We start from the raw sequence: 24,084 nt of genomic DNA, 5'->3' as shown, positions 1-24,084 counted from the left end.
AGAAAAAGAGAAAAAGACATTCAGTATGAGAATGGTGCTCAATGTGGTCGGTCTATTCGCCTTTATCGGCATGACAGTCGGCGCATATACCCAGGCTTATTACTTGGATGAACATCTCGAACTCCTCCGCTTCGCATACATGACGGCATTAGAGTGGAAAGAATTTTTTTGTTTGTGTCCGGGACGGCCGTCATCTATTTCGTTTTAGCAAACGTTCTTTTATACAAGAAAAAACGCTGAAGAAAGGATTAGTGCTTTCGTCTTCTCCATTCCTTCATTTCCTCTATAAAGGCAAGATACAGACAGACGATTAAGGCAATGATCAAAGCGATCCAAACGGGCATCGCCAGAAAAGGTGCATAAAACAACAGCGCCAGACAGGCTAAAAAGGCAAGACAGATCAGCCTAACTAAAAAAATCAACGCCATTCCCCCCTTTTTTCATAAAATCTGCTGTTTTTTCGCTGCAAACTGCTGAACCGCAATGACAACAAAGAGCCAGCATACAAGAACAGCCCAAGCGCCCGGTTCGCCCATCGGCTCTGTCAAATAGGGCTGGCCGATGATGCTTCCGTCGACATAAATAAAATGGTGAACCATGAGGGATTGATAAGCAGTCAATGGCAAAAAAGGCAGACTCATCATTTGCTCAGCATACGGGATCGCCAAGCTGATCAGCACACCCGCCAGCCGGCTTTTCGTCAACAGCGTGACAGTCATTCCTAGAACACTGTAAAATGTCAATCCGATCATTAAAAACAAAATTAATATCGGATAGGAGACAGCTGCATTCACTTCAAGAGAAGCGGCTAAGTCTGAATGTGCCGTGGCGAACGTCCAAGCCAGCCAACCGCCTGCCAGTCCAAGCAATAAAGCTGCAATAACCATAACAATAACCAGACTTAACAGTGCGCATAGTTTTCCAGAAACCGCTTTTCTCCATCCGATGTGAGCGGCTTTCATTTTCACAGTCCCCTGATGGTATTCGCTTCCGACAAGGTGAGATCCGATTATAATAAAAACAATTGGCCCAATGTTCGCGAGGATTAATAAAAACAGATTAGGAGTAACACTTGGATGAAGTCCTATGTACATACTACGCGCTATATCATCATTTTTTTCAATCTCCAATCCGCCGTTTTCAAGCTCTTCCTCCGCCCCATTCTTTTTCACTTCATCAATGACGGATTGGTGAATCTTTTCCTGTCTGCGTTCCTCGCCTTCAGCGCTTTGATATAAAGTGAGAAGCCCCCAGATAAAGCAACAAAATAATAACGCGATACAAACCCTCACAAGCATGCTATTCTTCAATTGATTCGTTTCAATTTTGAACGGATTCATACGTTAACCCTCTCTTTTCCGACTGAAATCCATCCTTGTAAATATCTGTCACCATTTTCCCCATTGACGCTTTTTCAGTCGATAGCTCTTGAAAATTCAGGGTGCTTCTCCTCACCTGATCAATCACGGCGCGGGCCTGTTCACCTGATTCGCAAACGATGCGGTATATTCCGGAAGAATCAGGTTCAGCTTCTGGAAACTGCACAGCTATTTCCCGATGGTCATCAGTTACAATTCGAACATATACGGGAAATGCTTGAACAAGTTTTACAATAGGACCGGAGAAGATAATTTTTCCACTTTGCAAAATCGCTATATTGTCAGCGAGATTTTCAATCGCGTCATAATTTTGCCCCGTAATCAAAATTGCACATCCCCTGGCAGTCATCTGTTTTAAAGCGATTTGGACCAGCTGCCATGACGGTGGGTCGAGGCCGATTGACGGCTCATCAAGAAACAAATATTTAGGTTTGCGCAATAACGCGGCCGCTACAGCTAAACGGTGTCTTTGACCCAGTGATAGCGCTTTTGCTTTTTGTTTTAAAAGTCCCTCATCCAATTTGAGCATGGCACAAACCTCCTGACTCCACTTTCGATCAAGGCTGTGTATACCTGATAAAAACTTTAGATTGTCAAGACCACTTTCATTAGGATAAACAGGAGGCTCATCAAACACGCAGCTGATCTTCTCCCGGATTTCCCCGACGCTTTGCCCGTCGAACAGCGCATTTCCTGCCTTCGGACTGATTAAGCCGAGAGCAACCTTTATCAAAGTTGTCTTTCCGGCTCCATTCTCGCCTGCCAAGAACGTGATGGAGGAGGGATCGGCATGGAAACTCACCCCCCTTAGCACATCCTTGGTACGATATTGATGTTGAATGTTTTTAAAGTTTATCCCTATTGTACCCATCGGTATGTCACCTTTCATATATAGCTTTAATTTGTATACCAACTGCCATTTGATTTAAATGAAACCTTTATTCTTGAGCTATAATTAGATCCAACTGGCCCCCATGGTGTTGGAACTCCCCAAGTGTATCTTACTTGTAAATTAGAACGTCCTGTTGCACCTTTCCCTGTATTGTACCAGTCCCAGCTTTTAGAGCTTCCTGATTTAAAATTCGGAGGAAGTGTCCACCAATCATTACTTAAAGCTCTGGGACTCTTATATAACTTACCGCTTCCGTAAGTGAAAGTAGTATCAGAGTAATGTCTGGCAACTACAATGTTTAAAAGACTTTTATAGCTCCTATTAACTGACACGGTTTTGATATATTTTTTCGCTTGTGTTGTTACTTCACCATCCTGTATGCTAATTGGCTGCGTATATGAATACACTGTTTCATCAATGAATTTATTCTCATCCAAAACCCCGTTATTGTTCTGTGGTTCTTGAGCATGTATTTTTGTTCCACCAACAAAAACAAACAATAAACCCAGGACAGCACTAATATAAAGTTTCTTCATGTTTACTCTCCTTTTTTAGAATGATCCCAAATCCATTAAAGTCTATATACCTTTTAAGCAACTATCCCTATAAAGATCACCTACTAGTAAATATTATACATTAATTTTATAAAATGGAAATATCTTTTAGTCAATTGTTATTTTAATAAAGTTTGGTACAAGTATTACACAAAATAAAACATTTTTTGGATATCACCCCACTGAAGAATATGATACAATGACAATTGATTGTTTTTTTGAAAAGAGGGGAATCCATTGAAGCGGGAACTTGTTTTGCGCTGGCTTTTTTATTTTGTCGGATTGATTGTTTTGTCTTTCGGGGTTTCTCTTACGATTGAAGGGAAAGTGCTCGGCATCGGTCCTTGGGATGCGTTTCACTACGGGCTGTATATGCTTTTGGGCCTTACGGTCGGCCAATGGGCGATTATTGTCGGGGCGGTCATCGTAGGTTTAACGTCCTTATTTACAAAAGCATGGCCGAAAATCGGCGCCGTGCTCAATATGCTGTTAATCGGTATTTTTATAGATTTCTTTACTTATATTCTTCCAGACCCGGAAACGTATATTTCAAGCACTGTCGTATTCGTGATCGGCGTTATTTTTATCGGTTACGGAGTCGGCATTTATGTATCGGCCGATCTCGGTGCGGGTCCGCGTGACTCCCTGATGCTTTTGATTTCCGAGAAAACGGGCTGGAACGTTCAGTGGGTCCGAAACGGAATGGAGCTGACGATTTTATTGATCGGCTGGCTGCTCGGCGGGCCGATCGGCATCGGTACTGTTTTAACCGCCATTTTAACCGGCCTGATTTTGCGGTTTTCTTTGCCGCAGTCCAAACAGCTTTTAAAAGCAGCAATGGCAGGAAGGCGCATCAGAGCTGCCAAGCCTGTACATATGTCGCTGAAAAAAAACGGATGAGCGTTTCATCCGTTTTTCTAGTTCAGGATTATTTCTGCTTACCACCGGTATCCAAATTTCGGTGATATGATCTTGCGCCATAATATCCCCGTCCTCAGGATAGGCTTCAAATTGCGGCTCGTTCGCCAGTTCATAGCCAGTCGCCGGAAAACATTCTGAGAAGATCCTTTCCCATGTGGCTTGACCAGCCGGATTGACGGGGCCGATGGCCTCAAAGACGGCCCAAGTTGCGGCGGGAATCGTTTTTTCGACACAGCCGGCAGGCGTGTAAGCGGTATTTTTTTCAAAAATTGAACGTATCGGGTTGATCGTTAAAATCCATGCAGACGCCAAGGAAGCCAAGCGGGCCGATGTGCGGTTTTAAAGAATCGGTAAAGCCGTTGTGATTTAATTCGTTCCAAAAAGCCGGAATATCCTTTTTGTTTTGACCATCCTTGACCGTAACCTCCAACGCTTTGCCGATCACCTGAAACGGTTCTTTTTCAACAATCTTGTAATCCATATCCTCCACTCCCTTTATTTGAATATGAAAGGATAGACGTGGAAATGCCCTGAGCGTCCGCCTTTTTCTCGGGCCTGTGAAGGGCTGATGCCGTGAAGGCGGCTGAAGGCCTCCCGATAATGATTCCGGTGTGCTGTAGCCGTATTTAAAAGCAGCATCAACCACTTGCAGTCAGCTCCTGCGCGGCGGCTGTCAGCCTTCTTTTCCGAATGTAATCGGCAAAGGTGACACCCGTCAGCATGTAGATCATCCGCTGATAATGAAATTTCGAACAATATGCGATTTTGGCGATGTCTTCGTGTTTCAGCGGCTGATCCAGTGCTTTTCAATATAATCGATGTTTTTCAGCCAAACGATTCAGAATGTCCATTGCTTCCGCGCCTCTCGTTTACAACGATACTTCATGCCAATCAGAAACTCCTGCCATTCCGTGCGCTGTTGTGACAGGAGCCAAACAGCCATTTAACGGCTTCCGGAAAACGCTTCGCAAACCGCTCAAGCCGATGTGAGCCACCTTCATCAATGACAAATTTCAGTTCTTTTTCGGAGGCGGCGCTTTCTGTTAACAGGCTGAAGGCTTCCTTTGTCCTCGGTATCATCTCTTTCTGCAGATTATCCCTGTCTGTCCCTTCCGTGCTTCCGACATCCATATAAATGCGCAGATGCTTATTCTCAAAGCGGTTATTCTTCATAAACTCGGTTATTCCTTCAAACCAGAAAGAACCTGACAAAGATCCGATTTTTCCAAAGGTCTCCGATGCTAGAAAAGCTGTGTAAACCGAGATCAACCCTCCGAACGACTTTCCGATGATTCCTGTTTGTTCACGGCTCGGATTTGTTCGGTAGTGCCGGTCGATATGAGGCTTGAGCCGATTGGCCAAAAAAGCGGCATATTCGTTGCCCTTCCCGCCGTACTCCCGTTTATTCGGCAGCAAATGCCGCTTGGGAAAAGGCGTGTATTCGCTTTCCCTGTCTTTTGGAGCCACTCCGACCAGCAGCAATTCCGGCACTTCCTGACTCGAAAACAGCTTTTCGATTGAGCGCAGACTGTTGCTGTATGCCGGATCGAATAAATCTCCCAGGTCATGGACGTATAGAACGGGATAGCGGTTTTCACCGCTCCCGTATGAAGGAGGAAGATAGATCAAAAGCTCCCTCCCGAAGCATGTATCTTTTATCAATGTTCCGTCTATCATGTTCATTACTCCATTCTGCACAAGTATCATGCCTATCTTTCCTGCTGTCTGTTTGCTAAAATGAAAGCAGAAAAATATCATGTGAAGAGGTTGCGTTTGATGAAGATTTACGCCGTTTATATGGATCAGCTGCCGGAAGCCGGTCAATTTAACCGAATGATGGCCATGGTGTCTGAAGAAAAGCGAAAAAAAGTGGGCAGATACAGATATCCCGAAGATGCCAGCCGGACGCTGATCGGAGAAGTGCTGGCGAGGCACATCATCAGCGAAACGTTTCATTTGCCGAATGAGCAGATCCGTTTTACAGAAGGAAGGTACGGCAAACCGGCTGCTGAAGGTCTGAACGACTTTCATTTCAACATTTCCCACTCCGGAAAATGGATCGTGTGCGGAGCCGGCGCGCAGCCGATCGGAGTGGATGTCGAAAAGATCAAGCCGATCAATTTCGACATTGCCAAACGGTTTTTTTCACCTTCCGAGCACGATGATCTCATGGAAAAGGACGAATCAGAACGCCTGTCGTATTTCTATCATTTGTGGACGATGAAAGAAAGCTTTATTAAACAGGCGGGAAAAGGCCTGTCTCTGCCGCTTGATTCCTTCTCCGTCAAACTGAACGAACAGGGGCGAGCTTCGGTGGAAACTCCCCCCGGCTATCCGCCTTGCTATATACAAGCCTATGAAATTGACCCCGGCTATAAAATGGCGGTGTGTTCCGCCGCACCTGAATTTCCCGGCCGGATTGTGATGAAAAGCTGCGCTGAACTGTCAATGCTTTAAAAAGTCCCGCCCTAAAAATAAGCGGTTTCCACCGCTTGCCGCAACCGCTCGATGCCGCTGCGGATGTCCTCTTCCTTCACATTGGACGTATTGATTTTCAATAGATTTCTTTTTGGAAAAGCCGGCATATAATGAGCGTTGACCGGTTCGAGCAGGACGTCCCGTTTTTGTAGGCTTTTAATCAGACGGGATGCCGGGATCGTCCGGTCCAATTCAATATGGGTGTGGATAGCCGGCTGTGCGGGAGGATGAAATTCAAACACATCCCCTAGAGACGCGGAACATTCTTTTAGCAGATCATGCAGAAGGCATGATCTTTTTTGATAGGAAGAACGGATCTTTTGCTTATGCTTTTCAAACATCCCGCTCTTCAAATAGATCTCCAAAGCGGCCTGAGACAGCATGGAACTGTCAATGTCGAGCAGCTGTTTGTACCGGTTGAACACAATTGTCAGAGAATCGGGCAGCACGGCGGCTCCGACCCGCAGACCCGGAAAAATAATCTTTGAGAAACTTTTCAAATAAATAACGTGGGAAGAAATGTCATAGTAATGTAACGGATCCGCCTTTTTATCATTCTCCAAATCTCCTAAAAAATCATCCTCGGCAATATAGACGTCATATTTCTCCGCCAGCTTGACGATGGCCGTTTTTTCCCGTTCCGTGTAGGATGTCCCGAGCGGATTGTGGAATCTCGGCATCGTATAAAAAAATTTGATATCTTCGGTTTGAAAGATGCGCTCCAGCTCGTCCATATCGATGCCTTCGGCGGTTCTCTCGATGCCGACCGCGGGGATGCCGTGAACTTCAAGGTATTTAATCAATAAATGATAGCTCGGCTGTTCGATCAGAACTTTCCGCTTCCGGTTTGGAAAAGGCATTGAAGCGAGCAAGGCGAGGGCCTGCTGGACGCCTGATGTAATAAATATGTGTTCCTCTTTTGCAAACACCTGGCTGTTTGCGAGCTCTTTCTGAACGGCTTGGATTAACGACGGCAGACCTTTCGGCGTCCCATAAATAAACAGATCGTTTTTGTATGTATCGATGGCTTTATTGATGCAATGCTGAAAATCGATGTATGGAAAAACATCCGGATCAGGAGCGGATGCTGCGAAATCGATTACAGCCTTTCCGGAGTTGGGCCGCTGATTCGTTTTTTTCACGACGTAATAGCCGCTTTTCGGCACTGAATAGATGAGGTGCCGTCTTTCCAGCTCGTTCAACGCCCTGATGACCGTGCTTTTGCTTACCTTGAAACGTATGGCCAGCGCGCGGATGGAAGGCAGCCTGTCCCCTTCCTGAAAGGATTTGTCTTCGATCATATCCTCCAATTCGTTCATCAGTGCGACATATTTGTGCATGTTCGTCTCCTTCGCCAATCTGTAACGGTACAGATTCCGTTTTTTTGTATTGTATCAGATTTCGCTTCCGTATAAGATGACAGAAGCCGGTAAAATATCTGTATTGCATGCATACTTTAACGGAGATGATCGACTTTGAACAAATCTGCTTATGCGGCAGCTTTGCTCTATGCTTTTATCATTGGATTTTCCTTTTTCTTTGTCAAATTGGCTCTCACTGCAGCGAGTCCGGTCGACATTCTGGCCCATCGCTTTACGGTCGCTTTTTTGGCTGCGCTTATTCCCCTTCTGCTCGGATGGGTGAAGATCGCCATCAGCATAAAAGACGCACTGAAAGTGCTGCCTTTAGCATTATTTTACCCTGTCATGTTTTTTGCTTTTCAAGTTTTCGGGCTCGTCTACACGTCTTCGTCTGAAGCCGGAATCATTCAAGCGGCGATCCCGATTTTCACCATGATATTCGCCGCTTATTTTTTAAATGAGCGGTTTACGAAACGGCAATTCTTTTTTACCGTCTTGTCAGCGGCGGGGGTGGCCTGCATCTTTATGATGAAAAGTGCAGGCACCGGAAGTTCCGATTTAAGAGGGGCGGCGCTGATTTTGCTTTCGGCGCTTTCATCGGCGGGCTACAGCGTGCTCGCCAGAAAGATGACGCGAACCTTCAGCTCGCTTGAATTAACATATGTCACAACGGGAGCGGGATTTCTTTTTTTCAACGGCATCGCCGGAATCAGCCATATGTCAGACGGCACGCTGAGCGGATTTTTTGCCCCCTTCACTGATCCGGTGTTTGTTCTTTCGGTATTGTATTTAGGCGTGTTGTCATCGTTTGCGACATCATTTTTATCAAATTATGCACTGTCAAAAATAGAAGCTGCGAAAATCAGCATGTTTAATCACTTGGCGACACTGGTGACGATTTTGGCGGGGATTATATGGCTGGGAGAATCACTCGAATGGTTTCACTTCGCCGGAACGGGGATGATCATTGCCGGAATTATTGGGGCGACGATGGTTCGGCGGGAAAATCGGCTGAAAAAAAGCTGAAAAAACGGAAAATCGGCAGCTGCAGCACACCGATTTTCCGCTTTCTTTACATTGTCGGAACAGCCGTACTGCGGCTGGCCGCGGCAATCGTTTTCAACTTGGCGGCTACTTGTTCCGTTTCTGATAAAAGATACATATGTCCGCCTTTGAAATAGTGGAAATCGATCGTATTCGCCCACTTTTTCCAGCCAAGCGCATCCCTCATGCATTTCTCATCGCGGTCTCCGTTCAGAATATGCACAGGCGATCTAAGCGGCGTATGATCGGTATGGCAGAACGTCTCAAGCGCTCTGTAGTCCGCTCTGAACGAAGGCAGGAAAAAGTTCATCATTTCCCTGTGCTCTGCCAGTTCTTTGGGTATTCCGCCAAGCTGAATGAGATGGTCGAGAAATGCGTCATCCTTTTGGTGAGACACCTTTTGCCGCTGAATATGGGGCGGCTGTATCGCTGATATCACAGCGGCTGCCGGAAAGATCCCTTCTTGTTCAAGCTTTTGCGCCAGCCTGTAAACAACCATGCCGCCCATACTGTGGCCGAACAGCACGAATTGAGAGGAAAGCCGCGGCTTAAGCGCCGCTATATACAAATCGGCGAGCTTTTCCAAATTGTCGACAAGCGCCATTCGATTTGTGCCGTGTCCAGGCGGTTCGATCGCCAGCATATCAAAATCTGTTTTTAAATGTTCGTGAAGCGGTCTGAATGATGCCGAATATCCCCCGGCAAACGGGAAACAGATCAACTGCATACCGCTTGCCGGCGCTCCAAACTGCTTAATGATCTCGTTCATGCATCATGCACCTCCGATTACAGCGGCACGTTCGCCCAAAATCTGTCTGATGAGATCTGCGTTGCTTTTAACAAAGCCGTCCGCAAGCATTTCATCATGTCTTCCAGCGCCTTGATATTCATCATATGAAGACTCCGTTCCTTCTTTCCACAACGAAAGCCATGCCGGGAGCGGTTTTGCGTGCTCTGATTTGATCAAATGAATCTCCGAGCTGACCGTTCCTTGATGGACAAGATTGACAAAGTAAGAATAATAGGCTGTCATCTTTTTAGCGATGCCATCGGCAACCGTCTTGATTTTCATATATTCATTGTCCTTGTTGGCTTCCATCAAGGCGGCCGTATCGGCTTCAATTGACCGCCCTTCTAAATCGCTGACATCGTTCTTCATATATGAGTCGATCATCAGCAGCTTTTCGACCTTCCGTCCGTTCTTTTCGAGCGCTTGCGCCACTTCAAAGGCAAGTCCGCAGCCGGCTGAATAGCCGATCAATGTCAGCGGCCCTTCAGGCTGAAGGTCGGAGATGGCTTCTGCATAGCGCACAGCGCGGTCATCGCTTTCTATAAAGTCGAACGCGTGAATCCTGTATTCCGGCATTTGTTCGGCCAGCTTGCCGTACATGATGCCGTATCCGAGGACAGGCGGGAAAGCGAACAAATGGCGGGTGCTTGCCTGATTGAAGACGGTTTTTTTCACTTCATCCACATGGCCGCCTTGGTCGATATAAGCCGCGAGGCCCTCGATTGTGGGCATTTCAAACAACACATTCACCGGAACATCGATTGCGAGATCTTTCAGCATCCGGGAGGCGACGGCCATGGCTTTCAATGAATGTCCCCCGATTTCAAAAAAGTTCTCGTCTATTCCGATCTGCTGTCTGCCGAGAACCTCAGACCAAATCACTGCAAGCTTTTCTTCCGTAGCATTGCGGGGTGCACGGCGCTCTGTTGAATTCGGCCGGCCATCGGCTTCAGGGAGAAGGCGTCGGTTGACTTTTCCGTTAGCGGTAAGCGGCAGCTCTTCAAGCATGATATACGCAGCCGGCACCATGTAAGCCGGTAGCCTCCGCGCCAATTGGCGGCGAACCTCCTCGTTTGCAACCTCAGTTCCCTGCACCGGGACGACATAAGCGGTGAGCGCCGCATCCCCGTTCCCGCTTTTCCTGGCGGTTACAACGGCTTCCTTTACGCCTTGGCAGCGCATCAGCTGCTCTTCGATTTCACCGAGCTCAATCCGGTGTCCGCGGATTTTCACTTGATCATCGATCCGCCCGATGAAGTCGATATTGCCGTCCGGCAGCCAGCGGGCCAGATCTCCCGTCCTGTACATCGTTTCACCGCTGTTAAACGGATGCGGCGCGAATTTTTCCGCAGTCAGTTCCGGCCTGTTCAAATAGCCGCGCGATACTCCTGTACCGCTCAGACACAATTCACCCACCGCTCCAATCGGCTGAAGCCGGTTATTTTCCGTCAGGATGTATGCATTCGTTTCGTTTATCGGCTTGCCGATCGGAATGGAAACCGCGCTGTCTTCCATACGGTTGACCGGATAGAACGTCGCGAAGACGGTCGTTTCCGTCGGCCCGTATACATGGATGATCCTGTCCGGTCCCATGGCAGCAAATGCTTTCTTGACATGGCTGACAGATGAGCGCTCTCCGCCGAACAGGACTTTGCGAATCCCTTTCATCCACCCTGTTCCCGCATCAACCAGCAAGTTGAACAGCGCCGTTGTCACAAACATGACTGTGATGTTTTCCTTCTGAATCGCTTCTGTCAGCTTGCCGATATGGAGAATCGTCGCCTGATCGGCCACCACCAGCTTTGCTCCGTTTAACAGCGCGCCGTACAGATCAAATGTGAAGCCGTCAAACGCATAGTTTGAAAGGGACAGCAAGGTGTCTTTCTCGGAAAGGCTGATGTAGTTTGTCTCTTTTACAACCCTTGTAATATTGGCATGTGTCGTCAGATTGCCTTTCGGTTTTCCCGTTGTGCCAGACGTATACATAATATAAGCAAGGTCGTCCGGCTCGGCGGCGATTTCGAGGTTTCTCCCGCTTTCTGCAGACACAGCAGGATCGTCGATCAGGATCGTATGCTTATGAAAAGAAAGCGACGCCGCCCGGCCGGCAAGCTCTTCCTGTGTCAGCATGCAAACAGCCCCGCTGTCTTCCAGCATATACTGAATCCGTGCTTCAGGATATTCCGGGTCAATCGGCAGATAGGCGCCCCCTGCTTTTAAGACGGCGAGTATCGCGATGACCATTTCCGGCGAACGGCGGAACAAAAGGGCGACGGGCTCGCCGCGGCCGACGTTCTTTTTGCGCAAAAGGTGCGCGACCTTGTTCGCCTTTTCGTTCAATTCCCGATATGTCAGCGTCCGCCCGGCCGCTGATACCGCGGGCTTTTCCGGGAGCGCTTCAGCGTATTGCTCAAACCATTGGGGAATCGTCAGGCCGATTTGCTTCCGTTGGACTTGACCGTTAAATTCATGGAGAAGTCGCTCTTTTTCCTTTTTGGAAACGACACAAATGTCGTCAAGCGGCTGCTCCGGATCTCTGATGACCTCGCGAATGGCTGTCAAAAGCTGTTCTTTTAACCGCAAGATGAAAGATGGTTCGAATATATTCCGGTTGTATGCAAGTTTCAGCATCATTTCTTCACCCGGTGAAGCAAGCAAATTCAGATCATAATTCGATTTTTCAAAAACGCTGATCTCGTCCATTGTGAAGCCGAGATTTTTTTCTTTCTGCTGTTTATTGGCTTCTTGCAGCGGGTAATTTTCAAAAACGATAATATGGTCGATTAAGTTCGGCGCTGCTATATGACTTTGAATTTCATAGAGCGGCACATATTGATGCGGTTCAGCTTCGAGCGCCTGCTTCTGCAAATCAGCGACCAGCTCCGTAAAGGTCGTTTGCGGGCCAAAGGTCGCCCGTTTCGGGACGACATTGATAAACAAACCGACCATGTGCTCGACACCTTGAATGTCAGCGGGGCGGCCTGAAACAACTGTACCGAAGATCAGATCGCGGGATCGCTGATAGCGGCTGAGCAGCACCGACCACACCGCCTGAAGCGCCGTGCTCAACGTGGTATGATGCGCTTTTGCTAGCTGTGTGAACGCTTCTGTATCTTCTTTTGGAAGTGTAAACAGCAGTTCTTCCGGCTGATTGCCGGCTTGCTCCGGGTTTTTCCGCTGTTCGCTGAATGTCGTCTGCCCTTCGAATCCGGCTAAATGATGTTCCCAGTAGACCAGCGATTTTTGTTTGTCCTGGCTTTCGAGCCATTTAATATATTCTTTGTAAGGTCTGACAGGCCCGAGGCTGTATGGCCTGTTTTCACGGAGCGCGTTGTATACTTCGAACAGCTCCTGTACGACAATGCCGAAGCACCATCCGTCAAGCAGAATATGATGATAGCTCCACACCCATTCGTAACGATCCTGCCCCTTCTTAAAAACCGCCGTTCTCATCGGAATGTCTTTTGAGAGGTTAAATCCTTTTTCTTTATCTTTTCGTTTATAATCTTCAATTCTCTCATTTTGTTCTGCTTCAGAAAGTCCTGATAGATCAATTTCTTCTGCCTGAAATGACCTTTCCTTTAAAACGACTTGAACCGGACGTTTCATTTTTTCATGAACGAAAACGGTTCGGAATATATCATACCTGCCGATGATGACATTCATGCTTTTTTCCAATACATCCTTTTGAAAAGAGCCTTTCACCTGCATGCTGATTTGTTCAATATAAAAGCCTTGCCCCGGATGCAGCAGCGTATGAAACAGCATCCCTTCCTGCATCGGTGACAAATAGTATATGTCTTGGACATGTTCTTTTTTAAACTGGCTCAAGATCGTATCCCCCTTTCATAGGCTCGCCCGCTTGACAAGCGGGCAAGTCCTCGGTGGTTATTTCAAGTTTTCTTCAAGAACGTCAAACAGGTCGCCCATTTCTTCCATCTCAAGATCGCCGGCAGAAAAATCACTCGGTGTAAATTCGCGTTCTTCTTTAGCTGTACAATGGTCGATCAATGCTGTCAGGAAAGCTTTGAATCTGTCCATGAGCTCCTGTATGGTCTGCCTGTCATATTCCTCTGTATTGAATGAACATGACAAGATGAATTTTTCCTTGCTGATGATGCCGCTGAAGCTCAGTGCATAGAGTGCTTCAGACCTTTCAGAGACCTGTCTTCCCATATCATAAGGAGAAGGCCCAAAGAAGCCGGTCTGCACCTCCCTGTCGATCTGTCCCAGGTAGTTAAAGCTGATGTCAGGCTTGATCGAGAAAATTGCACCGGCTTTTTTCCGGTCTGTTAAGTAGCGAAGGATGCCGTAGCCGATTCCTTTGTCAGGAATGCGCCGGAGGGTTTCTTTGACGTTTTTAATGGTCTCAGGCAACCCTGCCGCTGCTTGGCTTTTTAAAACAACTGGATATTGTGCGGTAAACCACCCCGTCGTTCTCGAAATGTTCATCCCTGGAATGATTTCCTCCCTGCCGTGGCCTTCCATATTGATGCAAATATTGGAGCCGTTCGTCCATTCCCTGATCGTCAGGCTGAGAGCGGAAAGCAGGATATCGTTGATATCCGTTCCATACGGCTCATGCACTTTCGTCAGCAGCAGACGAGTCTCCGCTTCGCTTAATTCAAACTTAACAGCAGAGGTGTTTTCCGCTTTTCTTTCTGCGGCAGCACGATCTTTCGGCAGCTCACAAATACGCTCTTGTTCAAGTCTGCGCCAATAATCGGCCGTTTTAAGGAAGCGTTCGGTTTGCGCATAAGCCTCAAGCGCTTCGGCCCAGTCTTTAAACGAATTGGTTTTATCAGGGAAAACAACATCATGCTGCTGTGCGGCCTGCGAATAGCCTGATGCAAAGTCTTCCAGCAGAATCCGCCATGACACGCCGTCGATCACCAAATGGTGAATGACGATCAGCAAATGGTCGCCTTCCGCAGTCTGATACTGTTCAGCCTTTACAAGCGGCCCGTTTTCAAGATCAAGGCTTGCCTGAAGGCGGTTTGCTTGAGCGGCTATTTCCGTTTCAATGTCGGTGACATATCGCAGGTCAACCACTCGAAAGGCGAACGAACGGTCATCCGGCCCGCGGTTATATTGAATGAGGCGGCCGTTATTCTTTTGATACACCATGCGAAGTGCATCATGATGCTCTGTCAATGCCGCCAATGTCTGTTCGACGAGCTCCGGGTCAAACCCTGAAGGGGCGTGAAGCATGACCGACTGATTCCAGTGATGCTCGTTCGTAAATTTCCGTTCGAAGAACCAGCGCTGGATCGGCGTCAGTGTGACTTCGCCTTCGACAGGGCCTTGATCGATCGGTTTAGCGTCAGCGGCTTGAACATAAGAACTGAGCTCCCCGATCGTCGGGTGCTGAAACAAGTCCTTCATCTCCAGCTTCCACCCGTGCTGCTGAAGCCGGCTTGCCATTTGAATTCCTTTGATCGAGTCCCCGCCGAGCGCGAAGAAATTGTCCGTGACTCCGATTCGGTCTATGCCGAGAACATCCTGCCAAATGTCTGCCAACAGCTGTTCCGTTTCTGTGCGCGGCGCTTTGTATTCAGCTGTCTGCGCTTCGACGTCAGGCTGAGGCAGCGCCCTTCGGTCGACTTTTCCGTTCGCCGTAACCGGAAGCTCATCAAGCTGCACCCAATACGCCGGTACCATGTAGTCCGGAAGCGTCTGCCCCAGCTTACGGGCGAGGCTTTCTGTATCAAGCTGTTCGTCCGCAACGACATAGCCGCACAGCGCTTTGTTGCCGTAGGCGTCTTCGATGTCGGTGACGACTGCTTCCTGAACTTCAGAGAGCCGCGCGAGCTGGACTTCAATTTCAGAAAGCTCGATCCGGAAGCCGCGGATTTTCACCTGCTGGTCGATCCGGCCGATGTACTCAAGCCGCCCGTCTTCCAGCCATTTGACCGCATCCCCTGTCCGGTACATGCGCTCGCCCGGCACAAACGGGTCTTCCGTAAAACGCTTCGCCGTTTCCTCCGGCTTGTTCAGATAGCCGCGCGCAAGCCCGCGGCCGGCGATGCACAGCTCGCCAGCGACGCCGACAGGCTGAACTTCGTTGTTTTGTCCAAGCACATACGCCCGCGTATTGGCAATCGGCTTTCCGATCGAAAGCATGCCTTCATCAGGATCGATTGCTGTGCTCGTCGCAACGACTGTGTTTTCCGTCGGCCCATAGTTGTTGACGAGCGTGTAGTTCCGTTTTTCGATCCGCTTCAGCTTGTCTCCGCCAGTAAGCAGCACGCGCAGCGACTGGTTGTCGAGCTCCATGAACTGTTCGCACAACTGTGTCGGCAGGAACGTGATCGTAATCCCGTTCTCTTCGAAATATTCATTCAAACGCGTAATGTCCATCCGGATCGCTTCATCGATGATATGAAGCTCCGCTCCGGCGATCCAGTACGGGAACATCTCCCAGACGGAAGCGTCAAAGCCGAAGCCGGCATATTTCGCGCTTTTGTCCTGTTCGGTGACCGTGAATGCATCGTTATGCCAATAGCACAAGTTCACGAGCGATTGATGTTCGACCATGACGCCTTTCGGCTGGCCTGTCGTGCCCGATGTGTAAATCAAGTATGCCAGGTTGTCAGACTGAGCCTCTGCGCTTGGATTGATGTCATCCTCGGGATAAAGCTCGCCGGCCAGAATGGAGGCTTCTCTATTCAAATCGATCACTTCTCCGGTAAATGCGTCCGGCATCGTTAATCCGCTTTGCGTCAGAAGCAGTTCTGCACCGCTGTCTTTCAGTACGTATCCGATCCGCTCGGCCGGATAGCCGGGGTCGATCGGTACATAGGCCGCTCCCGCTTTCAAAATCGCGAGCACGCCGGCCGCCATTTCCAGCGAAGGCTTCACCATGATCCCAACCCGCTGTTCAGGGCCGGCCCCTTTTTCGATCAGCAGCCGGGCCAGACGGTTGGCGCGCGCATTCAGCTCTTTGTACGTCCACTGCACGCCGTTGTACACCGCTGCCCCGCGGTCAGGCGTGCGGAGGACTTGCGCTTCGAACAGCTCATGGACTGTTTTGTTCTGCGGCACGTCGAGAACTGTTTCGTTCCATTCGTACAAGATCCGCCGTTTATCGGCTTCATCCAGAAGCGAAAGGTCTGAAAGGCTTGCATCCGGGTTTTCGGCAATCGCTTCGAGCAGGTTAAGCAAATATCCGCTCCAGCGTTCAATCGTTTGTTTTTTAAATAAATCTGTTGCATATTCGAACTGAAGACCGATTTCATCATCTTTTTCAAAAGCCCCCAGTGTCAGGTCGAACTTGGCAGCGGCATGTGAAGTCTCATACGGCTTGATTATCAGACCGTCTAAATCGAGCGTTTCTTTATCAGGATCTTCCGTTGTCAGCATGACATTGAACAGCGGATTCCGGCTCATATCGCGCGGCAAATCAAGCTTGGCAATCAGCTCTTCAAACGGATAGTCCTGATGGTCGAGGGCTGCGAGGCTGTTGTTTTTCACCTCTTCCAAAAACCCGCTGAATGATGCTTGATCAGGTACATGGTTTTTCAGCGCCAACGAGTTGACGAACATCCCCGGCACGTCTTTCAAATCAGCATTCGTTCTGCCCGCTGCCGCTGAGCCGACGACAATATCCTTTTGGCCGGCAAGACGGCTTAAAAACAGATTAAAAACGGCGAGCATTACAATATTCAGCGTCGTGTTCGTTTTCGCCATCAAACGGCGGATTTTAAGGGCGGTGCCTTTTGATACTTTAAAGTGAACCCGGTCCCCGGCAAAGCTTTGGACAGGAGGACGCGGAAAGTCGAGCGGAAGGCTGAGTTCCGGAACGGTTTCCTTAAACTGCCGGAGCCAGAAGTCTTCCTGTTTCCGAATGTTTTCTTGCTGGTCAGGTTGTTGCTGCCACACCGCATAATCTTTATAATGCAGCTTCGGTTCAGGGAGCGAAGCGCCTTTATAAAGCTGTGCAATTTCTTTGACGAAAAGGCTTCTGGAAACGCCGTCCGCAATAATATGATGCGTATCAATCAAAAGCAGATGGCGCGCAGAGCTGATGGAGAGCAGCTCGGCTCTGATCAGCGGAGCGGTGCTGAGATCAAATGGTCTGATAAAGCGGTTGATCTGTGCTTCTGCGTCCTCTTCATGAATATGAATAACCTTTAAGTCAATGTCCGCTTTTTCATGCACAATTTGAACGGTGCGGCCATCGATTTCAACGAATGCGGTCCGCAATGATTCATGGCGGTTCACCAAGTCTGCGAATGCCCGTCTTAAGCGATCCGTATCAAGTACGCCTTCCAGCATGAGAACAGACGGCATGTTGTAGCCCGTTCCGTTCTTTTCAATATGATGGAGGGCATACATCCGTTGCTGAGCGGATGAAACGGGATACCAGTCGCGTTTTTCGGCAGGCTGAATCCCGCTTTGTTCTGCCTGTCCATCGGCTTCGATACTGCGGGCGAGCAAGCCGGCTGTCGGACAATCGAACAACGTTTTTAACGGTACTTTTTTTCCGAGCTTGGATTGGATTTCCGCTGTCAGCATCATTCCTTTTAATGAATGTCCGCCAAGATCGAAGAAATTGTCGTCAAGTCCGACCGGCCGAACGCCAAGCACCTCCTCCCAAATGCCGCAGAGGGCTTTTTCAAATTCGGTTGACGGCGCTCTATATGAATCGCTTTGACCACTTAGACCTTGCGGCTCCGGCAGCGCGCTGCGGTCCACTTTTCCGTTCGCCGCAAGCGGCATTTTATCCACCGTTACGAAATATGACGGGATCATGTACGACGGAAGCCGCTCAGAAAGACGCTCTCTCATTTCGGAAACCGGCAGCTGTCGTTTCGCTTGAATATAAGCGCACAGTTCGTCTAGCCCTGAGTCAGCCGTAAATGAAAGAACGACCGCTCTCTCTATATGTTCAAGTCCAATGAAGGCCTCTTCAATTTCTTTCAATTCGATTCTGTAGCCGCGGATTTTCACCTGATCATCCGTCCGCCCTAAAAATTCAATCTCCCCATTCGGAAGACGGCGGACGAGATCCCCCGTCCGGTACATGAATGTGCCCGGTGTGTAAGGATTTTCGATAAACTTCGCAGCCGTAAGTTCCCGGTTGTTCACATATCCTCTTGCAAGCCCGCTTCCCGTAATATACAGCTCGCCTGCCGCTCCCGCGGGAACAAGCCGGCGGGAAGCGTCCAATACCAGTGCTCCGGCGCCCGAAATCGGCCGTCCAATCGTCGGGCGCTCGGCGAATTGCCGGATCATGCCCGGTTCGACCGGTTTAGCGATGGCACCGATCGTCGTTTCCGTCGGCCCGTAATGATTGATGAACCGGGTGTCCGGATAGCGGGAATGGAACCGTTCGACATCTTTCGGATTGATTTTTTCTCCCCCTAGTACAATCAGTCTCAATGACTGAAGCCCCTTTGCCAAAGCGAAGCTTTGCGGCTGAACGACCGTATGGAACAGCGACGGCGTCAGCTTGATATATGTGATCCCTTGTTCACCGATATAATGAATAAATGTCTCCGGTTCTGTATACGTTTCTTTCCGGACGATATGGAGCTCTCCTCCGGCGAGCAGCACCGGGAAAAGGCTCGTGTAGCCGAGATCGAACGCATAGGAAGACAAAAGCATCGTTTTATCCGAAGCTGACAGGCGCGCCTCACTGATAAACCAGGAAACATAGTTTGCCAGATTGCGGTGTTCCAGCTGAACGCCTTTCGGCTGACCCGTCGTTCCGGATGTATAGATGATGTACGCCAGACTCGCCCCGTCATGGATTAGATGCGGTCGTTTTTTGCTTGCCATCAGCGTGTCGTTTCTCACATCTATCAATCTCCCGTTATACCAATCTGCGAGAGCAGCTTGATGGGAATGTTCTGTTAAGAGCCAGCGGGCTTTGCTGTCTTCCAGCATATATTGAATCCTGCTCGTCGGCATTTCCGGATCAATCGGCAAAAAAGCGCCCCCTGATTTCATTACGCCGAGAATTGCCGCGGCGACCTCTGCAGAACGATCCAGCATAATGCCGACAACGTCGTCTTTTCCGATGCCTTCACTTCGCAGCACATTTGCAATTTGATTTGCTCTTTCATCTAGCCCGCGGTATGTGAGGATTGTTTCCCCGCAGACAACAGCCGGCTGATCAGGCATTTCGGCCGCCTTTTCTTCAAACCGTACATGAAACGGCCGCTCCTCTAGGCGTTCTGCCCGGCTGCGCCTCACTTCTTCCAGGAGAAGTCCGCGCTCTTTGTCTGAAAGCAGTTCGATGTCCCGGAGCTTAATGCCGGGATTTTCGCAGATTGTTTTAATCACATTTAAGAAGTGGCCGCTCCAGCGCCTGATCGTTTCTTCTTTAAATAAGGATACGGCATAGTCAAAGCTCAAACCGATTTCCCCATCATGCTCCACGGCCTCAAGCGACAGATCAAACTTCGCTGTGCGATGGCGCACCGAGTAAGACGAAATCTGCAAATCTCCGAGTTTCAGCGTCGGGATTTCCATGTTCTGCATGTTGAAAAAGACGCTGAACAGCGGATTCCGGCTTGTATCCCGCGGCAATGGCAGTTTTTCAATCAGTTCTTCAAGCGGATAGTCCTGCTTGGCAAAGCCCTGAAGACTTGTCTCTTTGACTTCCTGCAAAAATTCCTTAAACGTTTTTTCCCCTTCGGGACGATTCCGGAGCGCCAGCGTATTGACAAACATGCCCGGAATGTTGTGCAGATCCGGATGGGTTCTGCCGGCCACAGGCGATCCGACGATTAAATCTTCCTGAGACGCATACTTGGACAGCAAAATATTAAACGCGGCCAACAGGAACATATAAAGTGTCGCATCGGCTTCAGAAAGCAGCTTTTGAACGTCTGCCGTCAGTTTTCGATTGATTCCAAAGACGACACGGTCGCCTTCAAAGCTGCGTTTTGAAGGCCGCGGAAAATCGTACGGCAGATCGAGAACAGGCAGCTCGCCTTTGAAAATATCGAGCCAATACTGTTCCTGTTCTTTCAATTTCTCCTGATGCTCCGGCCCGTTTTGCCACACAGCGAAATCCTTATAGTGGAGCTTAGGAGCAGGCGCCTCTTCACCGTGGTAGAAGCTGGCCAGGTCGCGAATCAATATGCCGGTGGAGCTTCCGTCCGTAATAATGTGGTGCATATCGATCATCAGCAGATGGCGCTTTTCTTCAAGCTTTACGAGTTCCGCCCGGACGAGCGGCGCCTTATTCAGCTGAAACGGCCGGATAAACCCTCTGATCGCCGCTTCGGCTTCCGCTTCATCCGCCACTGATTCCGTCAGGTGAAAAACTGCGTCTTGATGGATGGTTTGAACGATTTCTCCATCGATTAATTCGAACGATGTCCGCAATGTTTCATGGCGGCTGATCAAGGCCCGAAACGCGTCTTCCAGACGCTCCTTATCCAATTCGCCTTCCAGAAGCAGAACCGCCGGCACATTGTAGCTCGTGCTTGCTTCTTCGAGCTGATTGAGGATGTACATGCGCCGTTGGGCGGATGACACCGGATAATTCGCACGGGACGGCGCCGGCGCAATCGGAGCGGTTTTCTCTTTCGTTTCCCCTTGAAGAAATTCGGCCAGCTCTCTGATCGTCGGTTTTTCAAACAATACTTTGATCGGCACTTCTTTTTGGAGCTGCTCTTGTATTTTGGCTGTCAGCATCATCGCCTTCAGCGAGTGTCCGCCGATGGAAAAGAAGTTGTCATCGATTCCCGGCTGCTTGATGCCGAGAATCTCTTCCCAGATTGCCGCCAGAATTTTCTCCGTTTCATTTTTCGGCGCTTCGAATCTGTCAGTCTCTTCAGCGATAGGAGCCGGCAGCTGCCGTTTGTCAACCTTTCCGTTGGCTGTCAGCGGCATGCTGTCGAGTTCGATCAAATGAGCCGGAATCATATACTCCGGAAGCGACCGGGACAGCTCTGTCCGCAGCTGTGCGGCCGGCCTCGCGCCAACTGCAGTGTAGTAGGCGCAAATCTCGGTTTCTCCGGTATTGTTTTCCCGAATGACAGCAGCCGCTTCTGAAATTCCCTCAAGGCGGGCCAAAGCCGCTTCAACCTCGCCTAATTCGATCCGGAAGCCGCGAACCTTCACTTGATGATCGATCCGCCCGAGAAATTCGATATTCCCGTCGGGAAGCCATTTTGCCAAGTCGCCCGTGCGGTACATCCGCTTCCCTTCGGCAAAAGGATCGCCGACAAACTTTTCATCTGTCAGCTCAGGCTGGTTCAAGTAGCCGCGGGCCACCCCGTCTCCGCCGACACACAGCTCGCCGGGCACGCCGATCGGCTGAAGCGCGCCGTGTTCATCAACGATATAGGCGGTTGAATTTCCGATCGGCTTTCCAATCGGGATCGTTCTCTCATATGCTTGATCGATGAAAAAACACGTCGAAAATGTTGTATTTTCAGTAGGTCCGTATCCATTCCAAAGCGAGAGTTCCGGCGATTCGCGTTTAACTCTGTTGACGATTCCAGGAACAAGGGCATCTCCGCCGATAATCAGATCATTTAGGGTTGCAAACATTCCCGGATCCTGCTGGGCGAGCTGATTAAAAAGAGGCGAAGTCAGCCACATTGTTGTGATTCCGGTCTCTTCCAGGAACACTCTGAACCGCTTTCCATCAAGGAGCGTCTCTTTCGGGACGGGATAAAGGGTTCCCCCGTTTAGCAGTGCGCCGAACACTTCAAATGTACTGGCGTCAAAGCTGACAGCCCCCGTCTGCGCCATCTTCACGTCGCTCTTCAGCGGGATGTAGCCCGCATTTTTGACAAGGCGGACGATATTGCGGTGTTCGACCATCACGCCCTTCGGCTTGCCCGTCGATCCGGATGTATAAATGTAATAGGCAAGATCTCCGGGTTTGTTGGCATGTACAAGGTTGGCGGCATCTTCTTTTTCTGCATCCACCGCATTTGCGGCGAGTACCTCATACCCTTCCAGCGAAATCTGCGGGCTGTCTTTTGTAAGGACGATCTTTGCTCCGCTGTCTTCGAGCAAGAAGCGAATCCGCTCTTCAGGATATCCGGGATCGATCGGTACGTACACGCCTCCTGCTTTCAGTACCGCCAGCATGCTGACGGCTGCTTCAAGCGACCGCTCCATCATAATGGCGGCGGCATTTCCGTGCATCAAGCCTCTTGCTTTCAGCCTTCTCGCGAGCTGATTGGCTTTCTCATTCAGCCTGCGGTAAGTCAGGCTTCTTCCGTCAGCGGCAACAGCCGTTTTGTCAGGAGACGCTTCAACCTGTTCTTCAAACAGCTCCGGAATCGTCTTTTCTCTTGGATAACCGGTTTTCGTTTGATTAAAAGCGAGCAGCGTTTGTTGCTCCTGTTTTGATAACATGTCGGCGCTGCCTGCTTTTGATTCGGGATTTGCAATCGCCTCTTCTGCAAGTCTCGTTAAATGCCCTGCGGCCTGCTCAATGAAAGCCGCGTCAAAAGCTTCGCCGTTGTATTTCAATTTGATCGTCCACTCCGCTCCCGGATAAACGATCAAATTAAAGTCGTAATTCGTTTGTTCAAAAGCTCCGGCAGCCTTGATGGAAAAGCCGAGCCGCTCATGGATCGTTCCGCTTTCCAGCTCTTTATCAAGCGGATAGTTCTCAAACGCGACAAGGTGGCTGATCAAGCGGCCGTCCAATGCCGATTGCTTCTGAATCTCATATAGCGGGAGATAGTCGTACCGCTCCGCGTCAATTGCATGCTGCTGTGCTTGTTTGAACAACTCGGCAAACGATGCGTTTTGATCGACCCTTAAACGGACGGGGATCGTGTTGATGAACAGCCCTGCCATATGTTCGATTCCGTCAATTTCCGACGGGCGCCCGGACACAACCGTGCCGAACACCACATCTTCGGATCTGTTATATTTAGCAAGCACTGTTCCCCAAATCGCCTGAAAAAGATTGGGAGCTGTGACATGATAGCGGTTTGCCGCCTTTTGAAGAGCATCCACCATGTCTTTGTCCCAAACAAACGTGAACTCCTCGTTCCGGTACGATCCTGAATCCGGCCGCGTTTTTCCGCCGGGAATGACGCTCGGGCTTTCTAAACCCGAAAGGCGGTGTTCCCAGTAGGATGCCGCTTCATCCTTATCCTGCCGGCCGAGCCATTTAATATAGTCCGCATACGGTTTTCCCTGATCAAGCGGAACCGTCCGGTTTGCTCGAAACGCTTCATAGTTTTGAAAAAGGCGTTTCATCAATATCCCCATGCTCCAGCCGTCCATCACGATATGATGGTTGCTCCAGACGAGATGGTATTTTTTCCGGTCAAGCCGAAAGACCGCCGTTTTAAACAGCATGTCTTTCGCCAAATTAAACCCGGCCGCCTGTACCTCTTGTTTATACCGGTCAATGCGGGTTTTTTGCCTTTCCTCATCCAAGTCCGCAAGATCCTCAAATTCCACTATTGCCTGCCGTTCAGCCAGGACAACCTGGCGCGGTTTTTGCAATTGCTGATGAACAAAAACCGTTCTGAGAATATCGTATGAACGCACGAGCTGATTCACGCTTTTTTCAAAGATCCCCAAATCAAATTCCCCGTCTATGACAAGCTCCAGCTGTGTGAAGTAAGAGGAAGATTCCGGATCAAGCATTGCGTGGTACAGCATTCCTTCCTGCATCGGTGTCAAAGGATACACCTTTTGAATCTTTTGTTTCCCCATAAGGCACCTC

Annotated in this window: 15 protein-coding genes; 4 read left to right on the top strand and 11 right to left on the bottom strand. The window is 49.4% G+C overall.

What is annotated here, in order from left to right:
- Positions 1–25: 25 nt before the first annotated feature.
- Complete coding sequence (locus tag TRNA_RS23550; RefSeq protein ID WP_003178857.1) at positions 26–208, top strand: hypothetical protein; 183 nt, start codon at positions 26–28, stop codon at positions 206–208.
- 40 nt (positions 209–248) lie between these two features.
- Here TRNA_RS23550 and TRNA_RS43800 read toward each other — a convergent pair whose 3' ends face one another.
- The 4 genes from TRNA_RS43800 to TRNA_RS23535 are packed head-to-tail and all read right to left on the bottom strand — an operon-like array spanning position 249 to position 2,807.
- Positions 249–428, bottom strand: coding sequence for a hypothetical protein (locus tag TRNA_RS43800; protein WP_009330211.1), 180 nt, complete (start codon positions 426–428; stop codon positions 249–251).
- A gap of 12 nt (positions 429–440) precedes the next feature.
- Positions 441–1,340 carry an ABC transporter permease subunit gene (locus TRNA_RS23545; protein ID WP_011197538.1) on the bottom strand — a complete coding sequence of 300 codons (900 nt, stop codon included), beginning with the start codon at positions 1,338–1,340 and terminating at the stop codon, positions 441–443.
- Positions 1,321–2,250 carry an ABC transporter ATP-binding protein gene (locus tag TRNA_RS23540; RefSeq protein WP_003178850.1) on the bottom strand — a complete coding sequence of 310 codons (930 nt, stop codon included), beginning with the start codon at positions 2,248–2,250 and terminating at the stop codon, positions 1,321–1,323. Before TRNA_RS23540 ends, TRNA_RS23545 begins: the two co-directional genes overlap by 20 nt.
- A 26-nt stretch (positions 2,251–2,276) precedes the next feature.
- On the bottom strand, positions 2,277–2,807 hold the full coding sequence (locus TRNA_RS23535) for a hypothetical protein (protein WP_003178848.1): 531 nt from the start codon (positions 2,805–2,807) through the stop codon (positions 2,277–2,279).
- A 255-nt stretch (positions 2,808–3,062) separates the two neighbouring features.
- Here TRNA_RS23535 and TRNA_RS23530 point away from each other — a divergent pair, with 255 nt between their 5' ends.
- Complete coding sequence (locus TRNA_RS23530) at positions 3,063–3,725, top strand: YczE/YyaS/YitT family protein (RefSeq protein WP_003178846.1); 663 nt, start codon at positions 3,063–3,065, stop codon at positions 3,723–3,725.
- On the opposite strand, the gene TRNA_RS44240 is transcribed toward TRNA_RS23530, so the two are convergent.
- The 3 genes from TRNA_RS44240 to TRNA_RS23520 all read right to left on the bottom strand — a co-directional run bounded on the left by TRNA_RS44240 (position 3,651) and on the right by TRNA_RS23520 (position 5,453).
- Positions 3,651–4,058: a GyrI-like domain-containing protein gene (locus tag TRNA_RS44240; protein WP_074788389.1), complete on the bottom strand. Its 408-nt coding sequence runs from the start codon at positions 4,056–4,058 to the stop codon at positions 3,651–3,653. The two genes, TRNA_RS23530 and TRNA_RS44240, sit on opposite strands and share 75 nt — an antisense overlap.
- The gene (locus tag TRNA_RS44235) at positions 4,009–4,227 is read right to left on the bottom strand and encodes a GyrI-like domain-containing protein (protein ID WP_254001790.1); all 219 of its coding nucleotides are present in this window, start codon (positions 4,225–4,227) and stop codon (positions 4,009–4,011) included. Before TRNA_RS44235 ends, TRNA_RS44240 begins: the two co-directional genes overlap by 50 nt.
- 410 nt (positions 4,228–4,637) lie before the next feature.
- Positions 4,638–5,453, bottom strand: coding sequence for an alpha/beta hydrolase (locus tag TRNA_RS23520; protein ID WP_003178844.1), 816 nt, complete (start codon positions 5,451–5,453; stop codon positions 4,638–4,640).
- 69 nt (positions 5,454–5,522) lie between these two features.
- Here TRNA_RS23520 and TRNA_RS23515 point away from each other — a divergent pair, with 69 nt between their 5' ends.
- Positions 5,523–6,203 (top strand): 4'-phosphopantetheinyl transferase family protein, encoded by a 681-nt coding sequence (locus TRNA_RS23515; protein ID WP_003178843.1) that lies wholly within the window; start codon positions 5,523–5,525, stop codon positions 6,201–6,203.
- An 11-nt stretch (positions 6,204–6,214) separates the two neighbouring features.
- Here the strand turns inward: TRNA_RS23515 and TRNA_RS23510 are convergent, their stop codons facing one another.
- Positions 6,215–7,564: a PLP-dependent aminotransferase family protein gene (locus tag TRNA_RS23510; protein ID WP_003178841.1), complete on the bottom strand. Its 1,350-nt coding sequence runs from the start codon at positions 7,562–7,564 to the stop codon at positions 6,215–6,217.
- A gap of 135 nt (positions 7,565–7,699) precedes the next feature.
- Between TRNA_RS23510 and TRNA_RS23505 the strand changes: the two genes are divergently transcribed.
- Positions 7,700–8,611 (top strand): DMT family transporter, encoded by a 912-nt coding sequence (locus tag TRNA_RS23505; protein WP_003178840.1) that lies wholly within the window; start codon positions 7,700–7,702, stop codon positions 8,609–8,611.
- 46 nt (positions 8,612–8,657) lie between these two features.
- Here the strand turns inward: TRNA_RS23505 and licTE are convergent, their stop codons facing one another.
- From licTE to licB, 3 genes are read right to left on the bottom strand one after another with little or no spacing between them, the layout of a single operon-like run.
- Positions 8,658–9,398, bottom strand: coding sequence for a lichenysin biosynthesis thioesterase LicTE (licTE, locus tag TRNA_RS23500; protein ID WP_003178838.1), 741 nt, complete (start codon positions 9,396–9,398; stop codon positions 8,658–8,660).
- Positions 9,399–9,401: 3 nt separating this feature from the next.
- Positions 9,402–13,250 carry a lichenysin non-ribosomal peptide synthetase LicC gene (licC, locus tag TRNA_RS23495; RefSeq protein ID WP_003178834.1) on the bottom strand — a complete coding sequence of 1,283 codons (3,849 nt, stop codon included), beginning with the start codon at positions 13,248–13,250 and terminating at the stop codon, positions 9,402–9,404.
- Between the two features lie 57 nt (positions 13,251–13,307).
- Positions 13,308–24,074 (bottom strand): lichenysin non-ribosomal peptide synthetase LicB, encoded by a 10,767-nt coding sequence (gene licB, locus TRNA_RS23490; RefSeq protein WP_011197537.1) that lies wholly within the window; start codon positions 24,072–24,074, stop codon positions 13,308–13,310.
- Between the last annotated feature and the right edge of the window lie 10 nt (positions 24,075–24,084).

The sequence above is a fragment of the Bacillus licheniformis DSM 13 = ATCC 14580 genome, assembly GCF_000011645.1.
In the GTDB taxonomy this organism is placed as follows: domain Bacteria; phylum Bacillota; class Bacilli; order Bacillales; family Bacillaceae; genus Bacillus; species Bacillus licheniformis.
This window is presented reverse-complemented; position numbering and strand designations above follow the sequence as displayed.